Source organism: Citrobacter sp. RHBSTW-00944 (assembly GCF_013615435.1).
Lineage (GTDB): Bacteria > Pseudomonadota > Gammaproteobacteria > Enterobacterales > Enterobacteriaceae > Citrobacter > Citrobacter braakii.
Genome location: NZ_CP055418.1, coordinates 4,777,398 through 4,798,261, shown reverse-complemented (window position 1 = coordinate 4,798,261; position 20,864 = coordinate 4,777,398). Strand labels below are relative to the sequence as shown.

20 protein-coding genes are annotated in these 20,864 nt (G+C 50.5%); 6 read left to right on the top strand and 14 right to left on the bottom strand.

Going from position 1 to position 20,864, the window contains the following annotated elements; genetic code table 11:
- The first annotated feature begins 28 nt into the window (after nucleotides 1-28).
- Nucleotides 29-112 (top strand): damage-inducible type I toxin DinQ, encoded by an 84-nt coding sequence (dinQ, locus tag HV334_RS23350; protein WP_003837776.1) that lies wholly within the window; start codon nucleotides 29-31, stop codon nucleotides 110-112.
- A gap of 66 nt (nucleotides 113-178) precedes the next feature.
- Here the strand turns inward: dinQ and gorA are convergent, their stop codons facing one another.
- Both gorA and HV334_RS23340 read right to left on the bottom strand, forming a co-directional pair.
- Nucleotides 179-1,531: a glutathione-disulfide reductase gene (gene gorA, locus HV334_RS23345; protein ID WP_181220960.1), complete on the bottom strand. Its 1,353-nt coding sequence runs from the start codon at nucleotides 1,529-1,531 to the stop codon at nucleotides 179-181.
- Between the two features lie 104 nt (nucleotides 1,532-1,635).
- The gene (locus HV334_RS23340; RefSeq protein WP_181220959.1) at nucleotides 1,636-2,478 is read right to left on the bottom strand and encodes a 23S rRNA (adenine(2030)-N(6))-methyltransferase RlmJ; all 843 of its coding nucleotides are present in this window, start codon (nucleotides 2,476-2,478) and stop codon (nucleotides 1,636-1,638) included.
- Between the two features lie 214 nt (nucleotides 2,479-2,692).
- Here HV334_RS23340 and prlC point away from each other — a divergent pair, with 214 nt between their 5' ends.
- Together prlC and rsmJ are read left to right on the top strand one after the other, a co-directional pair.
- Entirely contained in the window at nucleotides 2,693-4,735 is a 2,043-nt protein-coding gene (gene prlC / locus HV334_RS23335; protein ID WP_046274490.1) for an oligopeptidase A, read from the top strand.
- An 8-nt stretch (nucleotides 4,736-4,743) separates the two neighbouring features.
- On the top strand, nucleotides 4,744-5,496 hold the full coding sequence (gene rsmJ / locus HV334_RS23330; protein ID WP_181220958.1) for a 16S rRNA (guanine(1516)-N(2))-methyltransferase RsmJ: 753 nt from the start codon (nucleotides 4,744-4,746) through the stop codon (nucleotides 5,494-5,496).
- A gap of 99 nt (nucleotides 5,497-5,595) precedes the next feature.
- On the opposite strand, the gene HV334_RS23325 is transcribed toward rsmJ, so the two are convergent.
- From HV334_RS23325 to HV334_RS23290, 8 genes are all read right to left on the bottom strand, one after another.
- Nucleotides 5,596-5,883, bottom strand: coding sequence for an HPr family phosphocarrier protein (locus HV334_RS23325; RefSeq protein WP_029139725.1), 288 nt, complete (start codon nucleotides 5,881-5,883; stop codon nucleotides 5,596-5,598).
- Nucleotides 5,884-5,885: 2 nt separating this feature from the next.
- Nucleotides 5,886-7,058, bottom strand: a complete 1,173-nt coding sequence (locus HV334_RS23320; protein WP_181220957.1) for a mannitol dehydrogenase — start codon at nucleotides 7,056-7,058, stop codon at nucleotides 5,886-5,888.
- A gap of 17 nt (nucleotides 7,059-7,075) precedes the next feature.
- Nucleotides 7,076-7,774 (bottom strand): DeoR/GlpR family DNA-binding transcription regulator, encoded by a 699-nt coding sequence (locus tag HV334_RS23315; RefSeq protein WP_049283126.1) that lies wholly within the window; start codon nucleotides 7,772-7,774, stop codon nucleotides 7,076-7,078.
- A 39-nt stretch (nucleotides 7,775-7,813) separates the two neighbouring features.
- The gene (locus HV334_RS23310; RefSeq protein ID WP_047501384.1) at nucleotides 7,814-8,242 is read right to left on the bottom strand and encodes a PTS sugar transporter subunit IIA; all 429 of its coding nucleotides are present in this window, start codon (nucleotides 8,240-8,242) and stop codon (nucleotides 7,814-7,816) included.
- The gene (locus HV334_RS23305) at nucleotides 8,239-9,687 is read right to left on the bottom strand and encodes a PTS mannitol transporter subunit IICB (protein WP_181220956.1); all 1,449 of its coding nucleotides are present in this window, start codon (nucleotides 9,685-9,687) and stop codon (nucleotides 8,239-8,241) included. Before HV334_RS23305 ends, HV334_RS23310 begins: the two co-directional genes overlap by 4 nt.
- Before the next feature lie 30 nt (nucleotides 9,688-9,717).
- Nucleotides 9,718-10,527, bottom strand: a complete 810-nt coding sequence (locus HV334_RS23300) for a sorbitol-6-phosphate dehydrogenase subunit (protein ID WP_181220955.1) — start codon at nucleotides 10,525-10,527, stop codon at nucleotides 9,718-9,720.
- Between the two features lie 371 nt (nucleotides 10,528-10,898).
- Nucleotides 10,899-11,596, bottom strand: a protein-coding gene (locus HV334_RS23295; RefSeq protein WP_095033700.1) for an IS1-like element IS1B family transposase whose coding sequence is annotated in 2 segments (ribosomal slippage) — nucleotides 10,899-11,347 and nucleotides 11,347-11,596 — 699 coding nt in all. Because the reading frame shifts where the segments join, the coding sequence is not laid out codon by codon here.
- Between the two features lie 159 nt (nucleotides 11,597-11,755).
- The gene (locus tag HV334_RS23290) at nucleotides 11,756-12,955 is read right to left on the bottom strand and encodes an NAD(P)/FAD-dependent oxidoreductase (RefSeq protein WP_181220954.1); all 1,200 of its coding nucleotides are present in this window, start codon (nucleotides 12,953-12,955) and stop codon (nucleotides 11,756-11,758) included.
- 232 nt (nucleotides 12,956-13,187) lie between these two features.
- On the opposite strand from HV334_RS23290, the gene HV334_RS23285 reads away from it, so the two are divergent.
- Nucleotides 13,188-13,691 (top strand): Rrf2 family transcriptional regulator, encoded by a 504-nt coding sequence (locus HV334_RS23285; RefSeq protein ID WP_016154877.1) that lies wholly within the window; start codon nucleotides 13,188-13,190, stop codon nucleotides 13,689-13,691.
- A 200-nt stretch (nucleotides 13,692-13,891) separates the two neighbouring features.
- Here HV334_RS23285 and dtpB read toward each other — a convergent pair whose 3' ends face one another.
- Together dtpB and uspA are read right to left on the bottom strand one after the other, a co-directional pair.
- On the bottom strand, nucleotides 13,892-15,364 hold the full coding sequence (dtpB, locus tag HV334_RS23280) for a dipeptide/tripeptide permease DtpB (protein ID WP_016157689.1): 1,473 nt from the start codon (nucleotides 15,362-15,364) through the stop codon (nucleotides 13,892-13,894).
- Between the two features lie 281 nt (nucleotides 15,365-15,645).
- Entirely contained in the window at nucleotides 15,646-16,083 is a 438-nt protein-coding gene (gene uspA / locus HV334_RS23275) for a universal stress protein UspA (RefSeq protein WP_003023368.1), read from the bottom strand.
- Between the two features lie 393 nt (nucleotides 16,084-16,476).
- Here uspA and uspB point away from each other — a divergent pair, with 393 nt between their 5' ends.
- On the top strand, nucleotides 16,477-16,812 hold the full coding sequence (uspB, locus tag HV334_RS23270; protein WP_003023371.1) for a universal stress protein UspB: 336 nt from the start codon (nucleotides 16,477-16,479) through the stop codon (nucleotides 16,810-16,812).
- Between the two features lie 64 nt (nucleotides 16,813-16,876).
- On the opposite strand, the gene pitA is transcribed toward uspB, so the two are convergent.
- A complete protein-coding gene (pitA, locus tag HV334_RS23265; RefSeq protein ID WP_016154875.1) occupies nucleotides 16,877-18,376 on the bottom strand; it encodes an inorganic phosphate transporter PitA in 1,500 nt (499 codons plus the stop codon).
- A gap of 229 nt (nucleotides 18,377-18,605) precedes the next feature.
- Here pitA and HV334_RS23260 point away from each other — a divergent pair, with 229 nt between their 5' ends.
- Entirely contained in the window at nucleotides 18,606-19,799 is a 1,194-nt protein-coding gene (locus HV334_RS23260; protein ID WP_153689928.1) for an NAD(P)/FAD-dependent oxidoreductase, read from the top strand.
- Nucleotides 19,800-19,837: 38 nt separating this feature from the next.
- Here the strand turns inward: HV334_RS23260 and HV334_RS23255 are convergent, their stop codons facing one another.
- Complete coding sequence (locus tag HV334_RS23255) at nucleotides 19,838-20,851, bottom strand: magnesium transporter (protein WP_016154873.1); 1,014 nt, start codon at nucleotides 20,849-20,851, stop codon at nucleotides 19,838-19,840.
- Nucleotides 20,852-20,864 lie beyond the last annotated feature (13 nt).

Sequence of the window (20,864 nt, the reverse complement as noted above, 5' to 3'; positions counted from 1 at the left end):
TTCTCACTCCATCTGATGGAGAAAACGGGTGATTGATAAAGCAATCATCGTTCTGGGAGCGTTAATCGCGTTGCTGGAGCTGATCCGCTATCTGCTGCAACTGCTGAACTGATAGCGGAAACGTAACTAAGGGCAAAGAGCTAACCCCTCTTTGCCCTTTAACATTCCTGAAGCGCGATTAACGCATGGTCACGAACTCTTCAGATGCCGTTGGGTGAATGGCAACGGTGTTATCAAAGTCTTTCTTGGTTGCGCCCATTTTCAGAGCGACCGCGAAGCCTTGCAGCATTTCATCCATCCCAAAACCAATGCCATGAATACCGACAATCTTCTCTTCCGGACCGACGCAAACCAGCTTCATGCGGCACGGCTGACGGTGGGTGGTGACAGCGGTATACATCGCGGTAAACGATGATTTATACACTTTCACCTGATCATCGCCGTGCTGTTCGCGAGCCTGCTGCTCGGTCAGGCCCACGGTACCAATAGGCGGATGGCTGAAGACCACGGTCGGGATGTTGCTGTAGTCCAGATGCTCGTCCGGCTTGTTGTTAAACAGACGCTCGGACAGACGGCGGCCCGCGGCAACGGCAACCGGCGTCAGCTCAACGGCCCCGGTGTTATCGCCGACGGCATAAATACCCGGCACGCTGGTGTTCTGGAATTTATCAACGACGATGTAGCCTTTTTCGTTGGTTTTCACGCCAGTAACCGCCAGGTTGAAGTTGTCGGTGGCAGGTTCACGACCGATCGCCCAAATCAGGCAATCTACCGTTTCGCTACGACCATCTTCCAGTTGCAGGGTCAGGCTGCCATCAGCGTTTTTAACGACCGCTTTTGGTATCGCGTGAGTATGCAGAGTCGGGCCTTCGGTGTTCATCACCTCAACCAGCGTGTCGACGATCATTGGGTCGAAGCTGCGCAGCGGCGCGTGTTTACGCACGAACAGATGCGTTTGTGCACCCAGACCGTTAATTACGCCCGCCAGTTCAACGGCGATGTAGCCTGCGCCAACAACGGCCACGCGTTTTGGCAGCGCGGGCAGCTCAAAGAAACCGTCGGAGTCGATACCGTTTTCCACACCCGGAATGCTCGGATGGCTCGGGCGACCACCGGTAGCAATCAAAATATGATCGGCAGTAATGGTTTCACCGTTCACTTCAATGGTTTTGGCATCCACAAAGCGGGCAAAGCCTTTAATCACATCGACATTATTTTTGCCCAGCACGTTGTCGTACGAGGTATGAATGCGATCAATATAAGCGGTACGCGTGGCGATCAGTTTATCCCAATCGAACTTATTGATGGTGGTGTCGAAACCGTAATCCGGCCCGTACATGTGGATTGCTTCGCGGACCTGTGCGGCATGCCACATCACTTTTTTCGGTACGCAGCCAACGTTAACGCAGGTGCCGCCTAGCTCTTTGGCTTCAATCAGCGCGCATTTCTGGCCGTACATTGCTGCACGGTTAATGGAGGCAATACCGCCGCTGCCGCCGCCAATAGCGATGTAATCATAGTGCTTGGTCATGACCGCTCCTTCATGTTCATTGTAGGGCGGAGAAGCGTTACGCCATCCGCCAAAATATTCGCGATTGTATACCTGAAATTAAAAGGTTCCACCGATGACTGCGATTACTCCGGCACGATCCAGCTTACCGACGTATGACCGGTTCCTGCCGGAACCAGTTTGCTGTGCAACCACGGCAGGACACTGTTCATCTGCTGCTCCAGCTTCCACGGCGGGTTTATTACAATCATGCCGGACGCCGTCATGCCGCGCTGATCGCTGTCCGGACGCACCGCCAGCTCAATCTGCAGAATTTTGCGGATACCGGTGTCTTCCAGGTCGTGGATCATGCGTTTGATTTGCTGGCGCAGAACTACCGGATACCACAGCGCATAGGTGCCGGTTGCGAAACGCTTATAGCCTTCGTTAATACCTGTCACCACCGCCTGATAGTCGCTTTTGATTTCGTAGGGGGGATCGATAAGGATCAGCCCGCGACGGGAAACCGGCGGTAATTTTGATTTTAACTGCTGATAACCATCGGCTTTGGCCACGCGTGCGCGCTCATCTTTCTGGAATTCGCCGCGCAGCAAAGGAAAGTCGCTCGGGTGCAGTTCCGTTAATTGCAGGCTGTCCTGTTCTCGCAGCAGCTGGCGAGCAATTAACGGAGAGCCGGGGTAGTAGCGCAACTGGCCGCTACGGTTGAAGTGCTTCACCACGCCAATGTAGGGTTCCAGTTCGGCAGGCAAATCGTCCTGCTGCCAGATACGGGCGATCCCTTCCAGATATTCACCGGTACGTTCGGCATGCTCACTGCTCAGCTGATAACGGCCTGCGCCAGCATGGGTATCCAGATAGAGAAACGGTTTTTCTTTCTCTTTAAGCGATTCGATGATCAGGCTCTGGACGGTGTGTTTAAGGACGTCGGCGTGGTTGCCAGCGTGATAACTGTGGCGATAACTCAGCATGGGTAAACGTGTTCCAGGTTATAAACGTAGGCCCGAAAACAGCGCAATATCGGGCGAAAATAAAGCGTATCGCCACAGTATACAGAAAAGTCGTCACTGCCGCGAAAGCGCAACGCCTGGCATTGAAATCCTCTACACTTAACCCCATTGTACAAATTAATATGCACAGCGCCGGATACGCGCTTCATTCACTCTTTTCAACAGGACCGCGCTAATGACCAATCCATTGCTGACCCCCTTCGAACTGCCGCCATTTTCTAAAATTCAGCCTGAGCACGTCGTGCCTGCCGTGACTAAGGCGCTGAACGATTGCCGCGAAAACGTTGAGCGAGTGGTTGCGCAGGGCGCGCCGTACACCTGGGAAAATCTTTGCCAGCCGTTGGCGGAAGTTGACGATGTGCTGGGGCGTATTTTCTCTCCGGTTAGCCACCTGAACTCGGTGAAAAACAGCCCGGAATTGCGCGAAGCCTACGAACAAACGCTGCCGCTGCTGTCTGAATACAGCACCTGGGTTGGGCAACATGAAGGTCTGTACAAAGCGTACCGCGACCTGCGTGACGGTGATCATTACGCCACCCTGAACACCGCACAGAAAAAAGCGGTCGATAACGCGCTGCGCGATTTTGAGCTTTCTGGTATTGGTCTGCCGAAGGAAAAACAGCTGCGCTATGGTGAGATTGCCACCCGCCTGTCTGAGCTGGGCAATCTCTACAGCAATAACGTCCTCGATGCCACGATGGGCTGGACTAAGCTGGTGACTGATGAAGCGGAACTCTCCGGCATGCCGGAAAGCGCGCTGGCGGCTGCAAAAGCCCAGGCTGATGCTAAACAGCAGGAAGGCTACCTGTTAACGCTGGATATCCCAAGCTACCTGCCGGTGATGACCTACTGTGATAACCAGGGGCTGCGTGAGGAGATGTATCGCGCTTACTCCACTCGCGCGTCTGACCAGGGGCCAAACGCTGGTAAATGGGACAACAGCCCGATAATGGAAGAGATCCTCGCGCTGCGCCACGAGCTGGCACAGCTGCTGGGCTTTGAAAGCTACGCTTTTAAATCTCTGTCCACCAAAATGGCGGAAAACCCGCAGCAGGTACTCGACTTCCTTACCGACCTGGCGAAACGTGCCCGTCCTCAGGGTGAGAAAGAGCTGGCTCAACTGCGCGCCTTCGCGAAAGCAGAATTTGGTGTCGATGAGCTGCAGCCGTGGGATATCGCTTACTACAGCGAGAAACAAAAACAGCACCTCTATAGCATCAGCGACGAGCAGCTGCGTCCATACTTCCCGGAAAACAAAGCCGTTAACGGCCTGTTTGAAGTGGTTAAACGTATTTACGGCATTACCGCTAAAGAGCGCACTGATGTTGACGTCTGGCACCCGGAAGTACGTTTCTTCGAACTGTATGACGAAAACAACGAACTGCGCGGCAGTTTCTATCTTGACCTGTATGCCCGTGAACATAAACGTGGCGGGGCGTGGATGGACGACTGCGTCGGCCAGATGCGTAAAGCCGACGGTACGCTGCAAAAGCCTGTTGCCTACCTGACCTGTAACTTTAACCGCCCGGTGAACGGCAAACCCGCGCTGTTTACCCACGATGAAGTGATCACCCTGTTCCACGAGTTCGGCCACGGTCTGCACCATATGCTGACCCGTATCGAAACCGCCGGTGTTTCAGGTATCAACGGCGTGCCGTGGGATGCGGTCGAACTGCCGAGCCAGTTTATGGAGAACTGGTGCTGGGAGCCCGAAGCGCTGGCATTTATCTCTGGTCACTTTGAGACCGGTGAGCCGCTGCCTAAGGAGCTGCTGGATAAAATGCTGGCGGCGAAAAACTATCAGGCGGCGCTGTTTATTCTGCGTCAACTGGAGTTTGGCCTGTTTGATTTCCGTCTGCACGCGGAGTTTAACCCACAGCAAGGGGCGAAAATCCTCGAAACGCTGGCGGAAATTAAAAAGCAGGTCGCCGTGGTGCCGGGCCCAACGTGGGGCCGCTTCCCGCATGCCTTCAGCCACATTTTTGCTGGTGGCTATGCGGCGGGTTACTACAGCTACCTGTGGGCCGACGTGCTGGCGGCGGATGCATTCTCTCGCTTTGAAGATGAAGGGATTTTCAACCGTCAAACCGGACAATCGTTCCTCGATAACATTCTCACCCGTGGTGGTTCTGAAGAGCCGATGGAACTGTTCAAGCGCTTCCGTGGCCGTGAGCCGCAACTGGATGCAATGCTGGAGCATTACGGGATTAAAGGCTGATTATTCACGTGAAAATCTGCTTAGTAGATGAAACAGGCGCCGGAGACGGCGCCTTATCTGTTCTTGCCGCCCGCTGGAATCTTACGCACGATGAAGATAACCTGATGGCGCTGGTGATGACACCGGAACATCTGGAACTGCGCAAACGTGATGAGCCCAAACTCGGCGGTATCTTCGTGGATTTCGTTGGCGGTGCGATGGCCCATCGGCGCAAATTTGGCGGTGGTCGCGGCGAAGTGGTGGCGAAGGCGGTTGGCATTAAAGGCGATTACCTGCCGGATGTGGTTGATGCGACTGCAGGGCTGGGGCGCGATGCGTTTGTGCTGGCCTCAGTAGGCTGCCGCGTGCGAATGCTGGAACGTAACCCGGTCGTGGCGGCGCTGTTGGATGATGGCCTGGCGCGAGGGTATGCTGACCCGGAAATCGGTCCGTGGCTGCAGGAACGTTTACAACTGATCCACGCCTCAAGCCTGACGGCGTTAACCGATATCACCCCGCGTCCGCAGGTGGTGTACCTCGACCCGATGTTCCCGCATAAGCAGAAAAGCGCGCTGGTGAAAAAAGAGATGCGCGTGTTTCAGTCGTTGGTGGGGCCGGACCTGGATGCGGATGGGCTGCTGGAGCCTGCGCGTCAGTTAGCCACTAAACGTGTGGTAGTGAAGCGCCCGGATTACGCACCGCCGCTGGCGGATGTCGCCACGCCGAACGCGGTAGTTACGAAAGGGCATCGGTTTGATATTTACGCGGGGACTCCTGAATAGCCTTTCCACTTAACTCGATCATGGGTGGTGGTCATCATAATGCTCCCAAATCCTCGGATGTTGGCGCTTATTTAAAAATAAGCGCCAATGATATTAAACTTATTCACCTAAACCATTTTCGATTTCGGCGCTAAGTTTTTGTAATGCAATTTGGGCATCTTCACCCAGGAATACGATATTGACTTCATGGCCTTTTTTTATACCCAGGGACATGAGAGCCATTAGACTCTTTGCATTTACGTATTTATCACTTCTTGCAAGATTTGCGATCTTAACTTCACATTTAAAGGGTTTTAATGTCGCAACCAGGTTTGCTCCTGGACGAGCATGTAGACCATGCTCATTTTTTATGATGAAACGAGCATTGCAATTGGCATCAGGCATCATAATTAACACTGTGTCGTTGGAATTAAATTTTCAGCATCCAGCGCTAAATATTGCTGTGCAACATTAAGCGTCACAGGGTGATTTTTAGGTAAGCCAATGATTTCGGCAGCGGTAGTCAGCAATCCCATTCGTTGCATTTTCTGTTGCAGTTTGACAGAGGCTTGATCGTCTTCGGCATAATAAGCAAGGCCGCAAGCGATCGCTTTTGTGAGGGGGATGTAATCGAGGTCGTGTTTAAGACAAAGTTGCACTACACCCATTAAGCGATCCTGATAAGCCAATTTCCGAATAGGATCATAGGCGACACGATGAATCGAATCCGGGAGTTCGTTTTTAGCTTTAGGTAAGTACTCCAGATCTTTTAATGCTTCACGCGTGATTTGTGGGTATTCGGTCATTACCGCAGTAATTGTGACATCGTGTACCGCATTGGCCAAATCTGAAACCTGAGGATCGGCTGAGGCATCAGGAATGGTTTTGTAACCTTTCAGATGTCCATACCAGGCGGTAGTAGCGTGAGGGCCATTAATGGTAAATACTTTGATGTCTTTGAGCATTTCCAGATGTTCGCGTGGCTCTAGCCATTCCACACCACTGATGTCGTTATATAGAGGAGTTTGAATGATCAAAGAGGCAACGGCGGTGCTGTCTATCTGGGTTGCGTAGTGCGTTTTGGCATCGGTGGAGCGTCTGACAATTGAGTCGCGGATCGCTACGTGGGTGTCGAACCATTGACGCGCTTCAGCAGATGGGATTGCGTCACGGTACCAGCTTTCAATATCTTTAATAATATGATTTTTATTTGTCAGGCAAATTAATGACATTTTTTTGTTTGGGTCAATATGATATTGATGCTCAAAACATTTGCCAAGATACTGAGCGGATTCTGCAAAATCCTCTGGATAAAGTGGACACATAATGACAGAAGACTCAAGAAAGTCATTCATGACAGAATAGTTGTCATCGGTCAAAAAAGCATTAAAGTTGGTGATTTCGTGTAAAATGATGTCATCAGTACGAAAAACCTGAACGGTATATTTGTTTTCACGGTTCAGTTCATCAATAACTCGTTGGTCTTTATCCAGAAAGGTTATATCCCAGCCAGCATTGTCAAACGTTTCGCCCACAAAGCCTTTACCAAGGCGGCCAGCGCCTATAATTAATACGCGTTTCATTATAACTCCTCATATTATTAGATATCCTTGCTCGTGAATATATGATTTATATCCTTGAGTGAGGACACCACGAAATTAGATCTGGTCTCAAGTTTTTCTTCGGTTACAAGAATGGCAACTTCATTTGAGACTTCAGCCATTTTTTGTTTGGTATAACACTCATCCAGATCGGGAATAGTTACACCGACTTCACTGTCAACATGCGCAACACCCATAAAGTATATATCCGGGCGAATAGCATTTAATTCACGAATAGTTTCAGCACCAATTAAAACCAAAGAGTTTTTATAAAGCCTGCCCCCTAATCCTATAACCTCTACATTCTTGTAATCACTTAATAAATGCAGAATAGGGATGTTATTAGAAACAACAGTGCATTTTAAATCTTTGGGTATTAGCTTTATGAGTTCGTAGTTAGTTGTTCCTCCGTCAATTAAAATGACGCTATTTTCTTTAATTAAATGTACGGCTTTCTTTGCCAGCTTTACTTTCTCACTGGTGTTCAGATCCTGCCGGATATTAAACTCAGTGATGGCAGGCCCGACGCGTATTGCGCCACTATGAACACGATGAATTACTCCTTGATTCGCAAGCTCATTTAAGTCGCGTCTTATGGTGTCCTCAGAAACCTTAAGACGCTCACTTAATTTACTGACAACAATCTTTTTCTCTTTCTCAAGTATTTGAAGAATAATATCTTGTCTTGCCGCTTTCATCGTAATGACTCATTTTATTCAGAGAATAATGAGTATATCTTAGATGTTTAGCACTTGTAAAATATATTCTATGGAATTAGCGGTTCGTAATGCCTGAACATTCTTTTCTTCAATGCAAATTAAGGCGATTTTATTTAACAAGTCCATATGTTCGCCTTCTTTACCCGCGATACCTATGGTTATATAGGCAGTATTTCCATCACCAAAGTCTATACCGTCAGGAAACTGTACTAAAGAAATGCCTGACTTAATGATTTCGCAATCTGAACCATCCGTACCATGTGGTATTGCTAAACCATTGCCTAAATAAGTTGAAACAATCTCCTCTCTGAGTTTCATTCTCTGAACGTATTTATCTGTCACATAGCCATTCATTCTCAGAATATTTCCAGTAAGGGTTATAGCTTCAAATTTATCGTTGGCATGTGCATTAAGAATAATGTTCTCGGGGATAAAGATGTCACTCATGCTGGCACCTCTTCATGGTTTTCATGATTATGCGATTTTATAAACGCAACTGTTTCGTCATAATCACTCAACTTAATAAAGTTATTAACGGTCATAAACACAGTATCGGTGTTTTCACAGCTTAATTTTGCGCGCTCAAGGAGCCCAGATAAAGTAATTACCATATCGTAGTCTCTACCCACTCGGTTTGCTGAATCGTTAATAACCTTAATATAGCCGAGCCCTTCTTCTTGTAGTCGTTTACGTAGAACAGAAGCGCCCATTGCGCTAGAACCCATCCCGGAATCACATGCGACCAATATACGTTGCACCTTTTTTACGTTTGTATTGGATAAGCCCGGGACAAAATCAGCCACAGATTTAACCTGACGCCCGCCGACAGTCACTGGGCTTTCATCATCATCTTCTGAACCGGGGCTGATTTTAAGTATTAACCAGCCCAGCGCGCATGACACGATAAACCCTGCGCTGATGGACACCAGATTGGCAACGATGGCGCTTTTCGGCGTCATCATGGCGATAGCGATTAAACTGCCTGGAGATGCAACGCCGATCAACCCGCCTTCCATGATGACTTGTAAGAATAAGGAGACGGCAAGTCCTCCCATTGTGGCGAATACCAGTAATGGATTTGCCAGCACAAACGGAAAATAGACTTCACCGATTCCCGCTATACCTGCAATAAACATCGCCATCGGTGCTGTTTTCTTCGCGCGTCCACGTCCAAACAGGGCTATCGCCATTAATGTTCCGAGCAGTGGGCCATTATTGGTATCCACCAGGAACATGATTGATTTACCCAGTTCGGGAACCTGGGCGAAACCAATTGGTGCGAGAATGCCGTGGTTAACCACATTATTCAGGAACAGAACCTGAGCGGGCGCCATAAACACGGACAGTAAAGGGAGTAAATTATTGCTGGTACACCAGTTTACCCCTGACGTGATAATGACAATCAGCAGGCGGATAACCGGCCCAACGGTCATATAGGCGAAAATAGCGCATATCAGGCCAATAATTCCGAGACTGAAATTATTGACGAACATTTCAAATCCCGGCTTAATTTTGTCCTGCACTTTTTGGTCAAATTTCTTCAACAGCCAGGAAGAGAGTGGCCCCATGACCATCGCCCCACTGATCATCGTGATTTCTGACCCGACGATAACGCCCATTGTCGCGAATGCAGCAATGACCCCTCCACGTTGACCGTGGATGTTATATCCTGCGGTATAGCCAATCAGTAATGGAAAAAGGTAATTCAGGATTGGGCCAACCATTTCACCTAATTTTTCATTAGGGAACCAGCCATTAGGGATAAAGATGGCGGCCATTAACCCCCATCCCACAAACGCTCCCAGATTCGGCATAACCATGCCGCTCATAACTCCACCAAACTTTCTAATTTTTGCTAACGCAGGGCTATTGGCAATTCGACTGTTCCCCATGGTCGGCTCCATTCTTATATTGATGAGTGATTAATGATGCGATTTACCGCCGGTAATATTGATTACGGACCCGGTGATATAAGAAGAATGATCGGAAACCAGGAAAGAGATCAGGTCGGCAATCTCTTCAAGTTTCCCCGGACGACCAAGAGGAATAATGCCTTTATAGTCTTTATGAACATGATTTTGATCGGTTCCTCGTGTGTAAGCCAGCGCCCGGAAATTGGCTTCGCTGTTCATTGGCGTTGGTACATTGATGGCTGGCTCAACGCTAACAACGCGCACATTGTGGGGGCCCAACTCTTTCGCCCATGAAAATGTGAAGGCGTTAACGGCGGCTTTCGTTGCGGAATAGCAGCTCTGCCCGCGTGAACCCTGAACACCAGCTTCAGAAGTCATATTGATAATGACGCCTGATTCTTGTTCGACCATCTGGCGCCCAATGGACTGCGATACCAGAAAAACAGCTTTCTGGTTAACATTGACCATAAAGTCGAAATCATCTTCGCTCAGTTCATATTCTGGTTTTTCCTTAAATACATCGACTAACAGGCGTGGACGGCTGACACCAGCATTGTTGACTAAACCGTCTATATGACCAAACCTCTTTACCACTGAGGCCGTGAGCTGCTCAACTTCTGTTTTTTTGGTCACATCGCATTTGATAAAGATGATGTCGTCGAACTGGCTGAAGTTTTTATTGGGTGATAAATCGGCATAAACCACGGTTGCACCGTTGGCGTAGAGATTCTCAACCATTTTTTCACCCAGGCCCATACTGCCACCCGTCACGACCACGACTTTACCGGAAAGATCCAACCACTTTGTTGCTTGATCCATTTACGTTCTCCCACTTTTCACGATTGACTGACAGCAGCTGCCTGGGTATTTGACATTCGATGCCCGCAGCATATTGTTTACATGTTGATGCGGTTTTTTGCGTGTTTATAATCTATGCGCAGAAAAACGCATTGCCTACGAAGATCGTTGATTTTTGCGATGCTAATCACAGGATACATTTTAAATTCTTTTAATTCAGTTGGTTGCTTATATTTCTTGTGTTTTGCGTAAAGGATCGCATTTCTGGTGTGTACGATTGTTAATCGATTCATTAATGCGTTTATTTGCGCGTTTTCTTTTTTAATGCGTCTTTATGCGTGATTAAAATTGAGGGGAATAATTGATAAAGAAGCATGGGTAATGACTCCAACTTATTGATAGTGTTTTATGTTCAGATAATGCCCGATGACTTTGTCATGCAGCTCCACCGATTTTGAGAACGACAGCGACTTCCGTCCCAGCCGTGCCAGGTGCTGCCTCAGATTCAGGTTATGCCGCTCAATTCGCTGCGTATATCGCTTGCTGATTACGTGCAGCTTTCCCTTCAGGCGGGATTCATACAGCGGCCAGCCATCCGTCATCCATATCACCACGTCAAAGGGTGACAGCAGGCTCATAAGACGCCCCAGCGTCGCCATAGTGCGTTCACCGAATACGTGCGCAACAACCGTCTTCCGGAGCCTGTCATACGCGTAAAACAGCCAGCGCTGGCGCGATTTAGCCCCGACGTATCCCCACTGTTCGTCCATTTCCGCGCAGACGATGACGTCACTGCCCGGCTGTATGCGCGAGGTTACCGACTGCGGCCTGAGTTTTTTAAATGGCGGAAAATCGTGTTGAGGCCAACGCCCATAATGCGGGCGGTTGCCCGGCATCCAACGCCATTCATGGCCATATCAATGATTTTCTGGTGCGTACCGGGTTGAGAAGCGGTGTAAGTGAACTGCAGTTGCCATGTTTTACGGCAGTGAGAGCAGAGATAGCGCTGATGTCCGGCAGTGCTTTTGCCGTTACGCACCACCCCGTCAGTAGCTGAACAGGAGGGACAGCTGATAGAAACAGAAGCCACTGGAGCACCTCAAAAACACCATCATACACTAAATCAGTAAGTTGGCAGCATCACCAGAAGCATGTATATAACTGATGGGGCATTGCTGGGGAGGTTGTATGGCACTGGCGACTTCCTGACAGAGTGATTGTCCGTCAGGAAGACTATGTTTACTGGAGGTTAGACAAACGGTGCGTATGGGTCAGCCATCTCAAATGCGACGGCTCTTTCCGCTTTCGGCGGATAAATCAGTTCACTGACAATCGATACTTTCAGTTTCTTCGCTTCTGCGCGAGTGAGTTTGACCTGCTGATCCCATCCTTCGGTATACACCGCGCCCCACACGCCGAGATCCAGACAGGTGACGTACATCTCCTGACGGTACGGTGAAGGTTCTAAACCTAGCAGGCTTGCAGCGGCGTTATTACCGGCAAATTTACCCAACAAAATAGCGTGCTGGCAGGTCATTAACGCATGGTTGCCTTTGTCATCGGTGGCGGCGTAGGCCACATCGCCAGTGGCGTAGATATCATCATGACCCACGACCTGCAGATTGGCATTCACATGCAGGCGGCCCTGTCGATCGCGCGGGGCGTTAATCTGTGCTGTCAGGCTATTGGCCTGCACGCCGACGGTCCAGATAACTGTTTGAGAGGCAATAACCTGCCCATCTTTCAGCGTTACGCCGCCAGCATACACGCTTTCTACTTCTGCATTTACCAACCATTCGATGCCCAGTTCAGCGGAGGCTTCGATTATCACGTCGCGTAATTCCTGGCTCCAGCGCCCGGCAGGCTGAGCACCGCGCTCAACTACGACCACTCTGGTCTTAGCATCGGCACCCAGAATCTCACGCAGACGACCAGGTAATTCCAGCGCCATCTCAATCCCGGTAAAGCCGCCGCCACAGACCACCACCGTATTGCGAGTCTCACTTTCCGGCTGTAATGCCAGGTCTGTAATGTGCTGCTCCAGTGCGGTGGCGCTCTCGAGCTGGTCGAGGTCAAACGCATGCTCGGCTGCACCGACAACGGCGTCGCGGTTAACGTGACTCCCGCTGGCGAGTACCAGGCGGTCGTAGCGGCGCAGATGAATTTCTCCGTTGGCATCTTTCCAGCTCACCTCTTTAGAGTCCTGGATGATCTGCTCGACGTGACCTTGCAGGAAGTTGACGCCGGTAACGTCAAACAAGGGTTGCAGCGGGGCGACCAGGGTTTGTACGGCGCGTTCATAAAAGCGTGGGCGGACACGCAGCTCTGGCTGTGGTGCAATTACTGTAATATCAATGGCCTGCTGATGTTTATCCGCCAGTCGTGCGGCGCTTAATGCTGCCCACATACCGGCAAAGCCGGCGCCCACGATCAGAATTCGTTTACGCATTGGGGGGTTCTCTCTGGTGACTACGAATAATTTACTCGGATTTTATTTGTCGTAGTTAAGAATTGCAATGCGATCAGGATCCTTTTTGTCCTGATGTCGTAGGGTGTTTGATTATATATTTGATAAATATATGATTAAAGTTTTTATATAAATATGGGTTGTGCTGCTGTCTGGAATGAATGAGACGAAAAAGCTACAATTAACTCAGATTCATTTTGGCTGAGATAAGAGAATGGCATTTTACAGTTCCGGGGTTGAGTACGGCATTCATAGCCTGATGTGTATGGTCGACAGCAAGGGCGACGCGCGGGATATGAGTGTGCGGGAAATTGCCGAGCTGCAAAGCGTGCCGTACGACTACCTGGCGAAAATTTTCACCCGTTTATCGAAAGCGGGCCTGGTGCGCAGTATTGAGGGAAAGGGCGGCGGTTTCCAGTTGGCTAAACCTGCTGAACACATTACGGTGCTGGACGTGGTGAATGCCATTGATGGCGATAAGCGCATCTTTGAGTGTCGTGAGATTCGCCAGCGGCTGGCGGTATTTGAGGAGCATCCGCCGGAGTGGGCCTGTGAAGGCATTTGTGGTGTGCGCTCGGTAATGGATATGGCTCAGCAGCGAATGGAAGAAGCGCTCGGTCAGCATACGATTCTGGATTTGGCGCGCAAAATGTACCGCAAAGCGCCGGACACTTTTGTGGTCGAAGTTCAGGAGTGGATTAACGCGCGCAAAGGGTAGCGATTGAAAATGCCCGGTGCTCATCCTCGGTGAGAAGCGCTTTCCGCTGGCGTGATAAGACCGAAGTCTTAATCAACGCAATATCGTTCATGGTCATGTCCATTCATGATGACCTGTTTGTATAAACTACGCTCTTACAATGCAGGACTTAAAAGGCAAAAAAAACCGCGATGTGACTCGCGGTTAATGTTAAAAAAAGCTTATTTACTGCTATCTGGCGTATTAATCATTCGGTTCAGCCAGGGCACCATAATCGCCATCACCACCGTGACAGCCAGGGTGACCAGGCCTATCTTACTGAAGACGTTGGTGTAGATCGGCAGAGTTTGCAGCGGGTCGGTGATGTTCTCCGGTACGGCAGTAAACGTGGCGACATACCCGCCCATCAGGAAGGCGGCGGCTTGCGTCAGGAACCACATCCCGAGAATAAAGCCCATCAGGTGCTGCGGCACGAGAGCGGCGACCATCGCCAGTCCCAGGGCACTAATCAGCAGTTCACCCAGGCTCTGGAACAGATATACCAGCACGATAAACCACGGCGACGTCAGCCCCTGCGCATCCGCAAACCACATCCCGGCAGCGGCTGCCGTCAGGAAGCCCAACGAGCACAGGAACATACCGAGCGTAAATTTCATCGGCATAGTCAGGTCTTTGCCTTTGTTTCCCAGACGGGTATAGATCGCGGCCAGTACCGGACTTGCCAGCACCACCCAGAACGGGTTCAGCGCCTGGAAGCTCACTGGGTTAATGGCGAAACCGAGAATTTCATGGTGCACGTTATTGATAGCAAAGAAGTTCAGCGATGTCGGCATCTGCGCGTACAGCACGTAGAACACAACCGCTTCCAGCATCAGGATGAAGGCCACGAACATCTTGTTGCGCCCGGTTTTATCCAGTTTGAATGCCTGACGGAAGAAGATGATAGTCACGGCAATCGACAAGACGATCAGCACCAGGTTGGCAATCTGCACGTTGTGCATCAGCCAGGCGCAGACAAATACCATCACTACCGTACCGGCCAGCACGTACAGCAGATTACGGAAATTCAGCGGCTTATGGTCTGGCTCAGAACCGATATTTTTTACCATTCCACGGCAGGCAAAGTAGACCAGCAGCGCGACGATAAGCCCGGCCCCGCACAGGTTGTAGGTCACCGCGTAGCCAAACTTATCGGCAATCACCGGCGCCAGCGACAGCGACAGCAACGAACCGATGTTAATCGACATATAAAACAGGGTGAAAGCACCGTCCAGACGGGCGTCTTTTGGTGGATAGCATTTTGACAACAGGCTTGCCGGGTTGGCTTTAAACAGCCCGTTACCGACGGCAATGGTACCCAAAGCAATAAAGATCAGATCGGGCTTGAGCAGCGACATCCCGGTCATGAAGTAGCCGATTGCCAGCACAATGGCACCGAGAACCAGCGTGCGCTTGGTGCCTAACAGGTGGTCGCCGACGTAGCCGCCGATCGAGATCAGGCCGTAGACCAGCGCAGCAAAGGCACCAAAGGTGACAAATGCCTGTTCCTGTGAAAATCCTAGCTGCTTAACAAAGAATACCGCCAGGATACCCTGAACGCCGTAATAGCCAAATCGTTCCCATAATTCTACAAAGAAGATCATGAAGAACGGACGAGGTTGCTGCAGCAAGCCCGTAGGTGCAGTTTTATTCATATTCCATCGCCTTTCAAAGCCATCCCGAAAAGTATGAACGCGTATGCTTAAACGCGCCGAAAAAGTCTTATTTTGTTATAGACTGCGGCTATTAGCCGCGAGAGTAGAGTATTATAGAGATGGTTTTCGATCCAATTAGTTGATCACACTAATTATGATTTATTTGTTGGATTGATGTACTAATTGTGTCCGAATAATAAAAACAAAAACGCCCGCACAGGCGGGCGTTTACAGGCTTAACAGCTTGCAACAGGCCGGGCTATTTCCCGGCGGCAAGCATTTTATGCTTCTTCGTCGTCACGCAGCGGAACAATCAACATGTCGACGTGGACAGTGTTGATCAGTTGGCGCGCGGAGGACATCAGTTTGCTCCAGAAATCCTGGTGGTGACCACAAACGACCAGATCCATGTCGTATTTTTTAATGGCATCAACCAGAACCTGACCCAGGTCGCCGCTACCGCTCAGGGTTTCGGTGATAGGGTAGCCTGCGTTGGTGGACAGCTCGGTTAACGCGTGGTGGGTTTCTTCAGAAATGCGTTTCTGCATGTCGCCCAGATTCACGTCGATAAGGCCGGTGTACAGGTCGGAATAGTTTACGTCAACGTGGATAAGGGAAACTTTAGCATTGTAAGGCCGCGCCATAGAGACCGCTTTTTCAACCAGAACTTTGCTTTCCGGAGAAAGATCAACCGCGATAAGAATGTGTTTATAAGCCATAGTGTTACTCCTTCCATAAGTTGTCGATGACTAGCCTGCTGGCGTTTCTCTGCCGCCGCGTCATCCGCGTCCTGCGAACCTTGTGCGCGGGGCTAGCCCAGTCGTAAAAACGTACCATATAAGGACTATCCTTACATTATAGCGACCAGAATAATCCGTCAATCCGCCTTGCTTGCCAAGCAGTTAAACAAATTTTTTAGTTAATTGCATTGATAGCGATTAACCTTCTGGCAAAAAAATTAACTAATCTCCTACACTATCTAGAGGGGCGTTCGAATGCGTGATACTAATACGAACGGTTTCTTCAGTACTCTTCACTGAATGGTTTGGCAGGGTATCGGGGAGCGGTAGTCCCGGAAAGGAGTTCCGTGGGCGGGTCGCCGGGGAGGGGGTATGATAAGCACCATTGCATTGTTCTGGGCTTTATGTGTCGTTTGCATTGTTAATATGGCGCGCTATTTTTCTTCGCTACGCGCACTGCTAGTAGTACTTCGTGGTTGCGATCCATTGCTTTACCAGTATGTAGATGGAGGGGGCTTTTTTACCTCGCATGGGCAACCGAACAAGCAGATGCGTCTGGTGTGGTATATCTACGCTCAGCGTTACCGCGATCATCATGATGATGAATTTATTCGCCGCTGTGAGCGGGTTCGCGGTCAGTTCATTCTCACCAGCGCGCTATGCGGCCTGGTGCTAATCAGCATGGTTGCGCTGATTATCTGGCACTGATTCCAACGACAGATACAAAAAAAGCGGGCCAGTTTCCTGACCCGCTTTTTTACCGCGCATTCGCTTAGATAAGCTTCAGGGAGAGCCAGTACAGCCCGCCGGAAAGAAGAATTGCTGCTGGCAGGGTGAAGACCCAGGCCATCAGAATGCTGGTCACCGTTTTACGCTGCAAACCGCCGCCATCAACAACCATCGTTCCCGCAACGGAAGAGGAGAGAACGTGTGTGGTGGAAACGGGCATACCGGTGTAGCTGGCAAGACCGATAGAGACTGCGGCGGTCATCTGCGCCGACATCCCCTGGGCATAGGTCATGCCTTTCTTACCGATTTTCTCACCGATAGTGGTTGCCACGCGACGCCAGCCAATCATCGTACCAATACCCAGCGCCAGTGCGACGGCCATAATGATCCAGATAGGCGCGTACTCAATGGTGCTCAGCATGTCAGATTTCAGTTTCTTCAGCAGACGCTGATCGTCAGCGCTTACGCCAGGCAGCTTAACCACTTTATCGGTGGTATCAGAGATGCACAGCATAATACGGCGCAACTGACCACGCTGTTCGACGCTTAACTTGTCGTAGGTTTCCAGATTCGCCAGCATACCTTTCGCACGTTCCAGCGCGTTGATGGTATTCGCCGGGTGGCAATGGAACTCGGTCGGCGTCGCTGGTGCCGCGTCCGTCGGGGACGGAATCAGCTGGTCTACGCCTGTGGCCTGTTTAAGCAGGTCAGGGCGCTGCTGGAAGAAGACTTCGACGTTATTGATTGCATCACGGGTACGGGTAATTTCGTAACCGGAAGCATTCATATTCACCACGAAACCTGCTGGCGCTACGCCAATCAGCACTAGCATCACCAGACCAATGCCTTTCTGACCATCGTTCGCGCCGTGGGAGAACGCCACGCCGATAGCGGAGAGGATCAGTGCAATACGCGTCCAGAACGGCGGCTTTTTCTTTCCGTCTTTCTTTTCACGTTCTGCCGGCGTCAGGTGGATACGGGCACGTTTTTTCGTACCGCTCCAGTAGCGGCGCAGAATGAAAATAAGACCACCTGCAACCACCAGACCGACAATGGGTGAGATGATAAGCGAGGCAAAAATACCGATAACTTTCGGGATGTTAAGTGCATCCACCACCGAGGTGCCGTTCATCAGCGCATTGGTTAAACCAATACCGATAATGGCGCCAATCAGCGTGTGGGAGCTGGATGCAGGCAGACCAAAGTACCAGGTACCCAGGTTCCAGATAATTGCCGCCAGCAACATGGAGAACACCATGGCGAGGCCATGTGACGATCCCATATTAAGCAGCAGATCCGTTGGTAACATATGCACGATGGCATACGCCACGCTGAGACCGCCCAGCAAAACACCAAAGAAGTTGAACACCGCAGCCATGACCACCGCCAATTGCGAACGCATTGCACGGGTATAGATCACAGTTGCGACAGCATTGGCTGTATCATGGAAGCCATTAATTGCTTCGTAGAACAGCACGAAAGCCAGAGCAAGCAATAGTAAAAGCCCGGTATGTAAATCCAGGCCAGCAAACAAATGTAGCATAGGACGTTACGCCATTTTGAGGACATGAACGCGGCGCATTATCAGTGACTTTGGCGGCGCGGGCAAAGTGAAATATAGAGTTTTTTTGATTTGTCTCCTGCTTTGTTTTACACCACTAAAGAATTATCCTATATATTTCAGATAAATACCCTTTATCGGTAGTTTGGTGCTGGTGCGACCACTGAGGAATCTTTACAATTCACTCCCGCTTTTTAGAGAGGATCGCAACGTGGAAAGGTTTGATACCGTTATTATAGGCGCTGGCGCAGCGGGTATGTTTTGTGCCGCGCAGGCAGGACAAGCAGGTAGTCGCGTACTGCTAATTGATAATGGTAAAAAGCCCGGGCGCAAGATTCTCATGTCTGGCGGGGGCCGCTGCAACTTTACCAACCTTTATGTCGAGCCGGCTGCGTATTTGAGCCAAAACCCGCATTTTTGCAAATCGGCGCTGGCGCGTTATACACAGTGGGATTTTATCGATCTGGTGGGTAAGCACGGTATTGCCTGGCATGAAAAAACGCTAGGCCAGCTTTTCTGCGATGATTCCGCCCAGCAAATAGTCGATATGCTGGTGGATGAGTGTGAAAAAGGTAACGTAACTATGCGGTTACGTAGCGAAATCCTGAGCGTTGAGCGAGATGGTGACGATTTTGTCCTGGAATTGAATGGGATGAGTGTCGGCACGAAAAAGCTGGTTATTGCCTCCGGTGGTCTCTCTATGCCGGGTCTGGGCGCGACGCCGTTTGGTTATAAAATTGCGGAACAGTTCGGCCTGAACGTTTTGCCTACGCGCGCAGGTCTGGTGCCTTTCACCTTACATAAGCCGCTACTGGAGCAGCTTCAGGTGCTCTCTGGCGTATCCGTTTCTTCCGTTATCACCGCCGAGGACGGCACCGTATTTCGTGAAAACCTGCTCTTTACGCACCGCGGGCTTTCTGGTCCGGCCGTGCTGCAAATTTCCAGTTTTTGGCAGCCAGGTGAATTTGTCAGCATTAATTTGTTGCCGGATGTTGACCTCGCGAGCTTCCTCGATGACCAACGTAGCGCACACCCTAATCAAAGCTTAAAGAACACCCTGGCAATGCAGTTGCCAAAGCGTCTGGTGGAATGTTTACAGCAGTTAGGGCAAATCCCGGATGTCTCGCTGAAGCAGCTTAATGTGCGCGATCAGCAAACGCTGGTTGAGACGCTGACCGAGTGGCGGGTGCAGCCGAACGGTACGGAAGGGTATCGTACCGCTGAAGTCACGTTGGGCGGCGTCGATACCAACGAGCTGTCATCGCGCACGATGGAAGCGCGCAAAGTACCGGGACTCTACTTTATCGGCGAAGTCATGGACGTCACCGGCTGGCTGGGCGGCTATAACTTCCAGTGGGCGTGGTCGAGCGCCTGGGCATGCGCGCAGGATTTGGCACCTGCCTGACCGTGGTGCCCGACAACCTGGGCTGCCGGGCGTTATCATTAGTTCAGACCAAGAAAATACTGGGCGATTTTAAAGTAGATAATCAACCCGGTACCGTCGATAAGCGTGGCGATAAACGGGGCCGAAACCACGGCGGGATCAATGCCGATACGCTTGAGCACCATGGGGATCACTGATGACACCACGGCGCTCCACAACGTAATGCAAACCAGCGTCAGGCTGACGATTAGCGTGATTTCCACTCCGATACCCATCATCCACGCGCGCAAGCAGCCAGCCAGACCCAGCGTCAGGGCGATCAGCAGCGAAGTTGAAACTTCTTTGCGGATCACCCGCCCCATATCGCGCAGCCGCACTTCTCCCAGCGCCATTGAACGTACCAGCGTTGAGGTGATCTGCGTACCGCTGTTGCCGCCAGTACCAATTAGTAGTGGAATAAAAAAGGCCAGTGCAATAGCAGATTCCAGCGCCTCTTCAAAATGTTGAAGAACGCTGCTGGTATAGGCCTCTGCGACAAAAAGTAGCAGGAGCCAGACAGAACGTTTTTTCCACAATGTCCACGGGCTAATCTCCAGGTAGGGTTTTTCCAGCGGCAACGTTGCCCCCTGAAGCTGAACATCTTCGGTAACATCATCTTCCTGTAGATGAGCGATCTCTTTTTCCATCAGACAACCGACCAGCTCACCTTTCTCAACGACAGCCACCAGATCGAGTTCGCGTTCGGCTAACTCGGCAACGACCTGTGCCCGTTCATCATCTGGCTTTACATGAAATAAACAACTGTCCGTAAGATGGTTGATGTTCAGCGATGTATCTTTTTCCTGCAATAAGCGCTTGATGGATAACACCCCGCGCAGCGCTTTTCCAGCTACAACAAAGACCTGGCCTGGAATATCATCCGTTGTGAGCTGGGAGACAAAGTATTCACGAGCGCCGTTCACGCTGAGATGATCCGGCAGGGTAATAAAATCGGTGCGCATATATTGCGCGATAGCATCGCCATTGAAATCCGGCATAGGATGATGGGCGGCGCAGAGTGGCATAGATGACATGGTGTAATTCCCT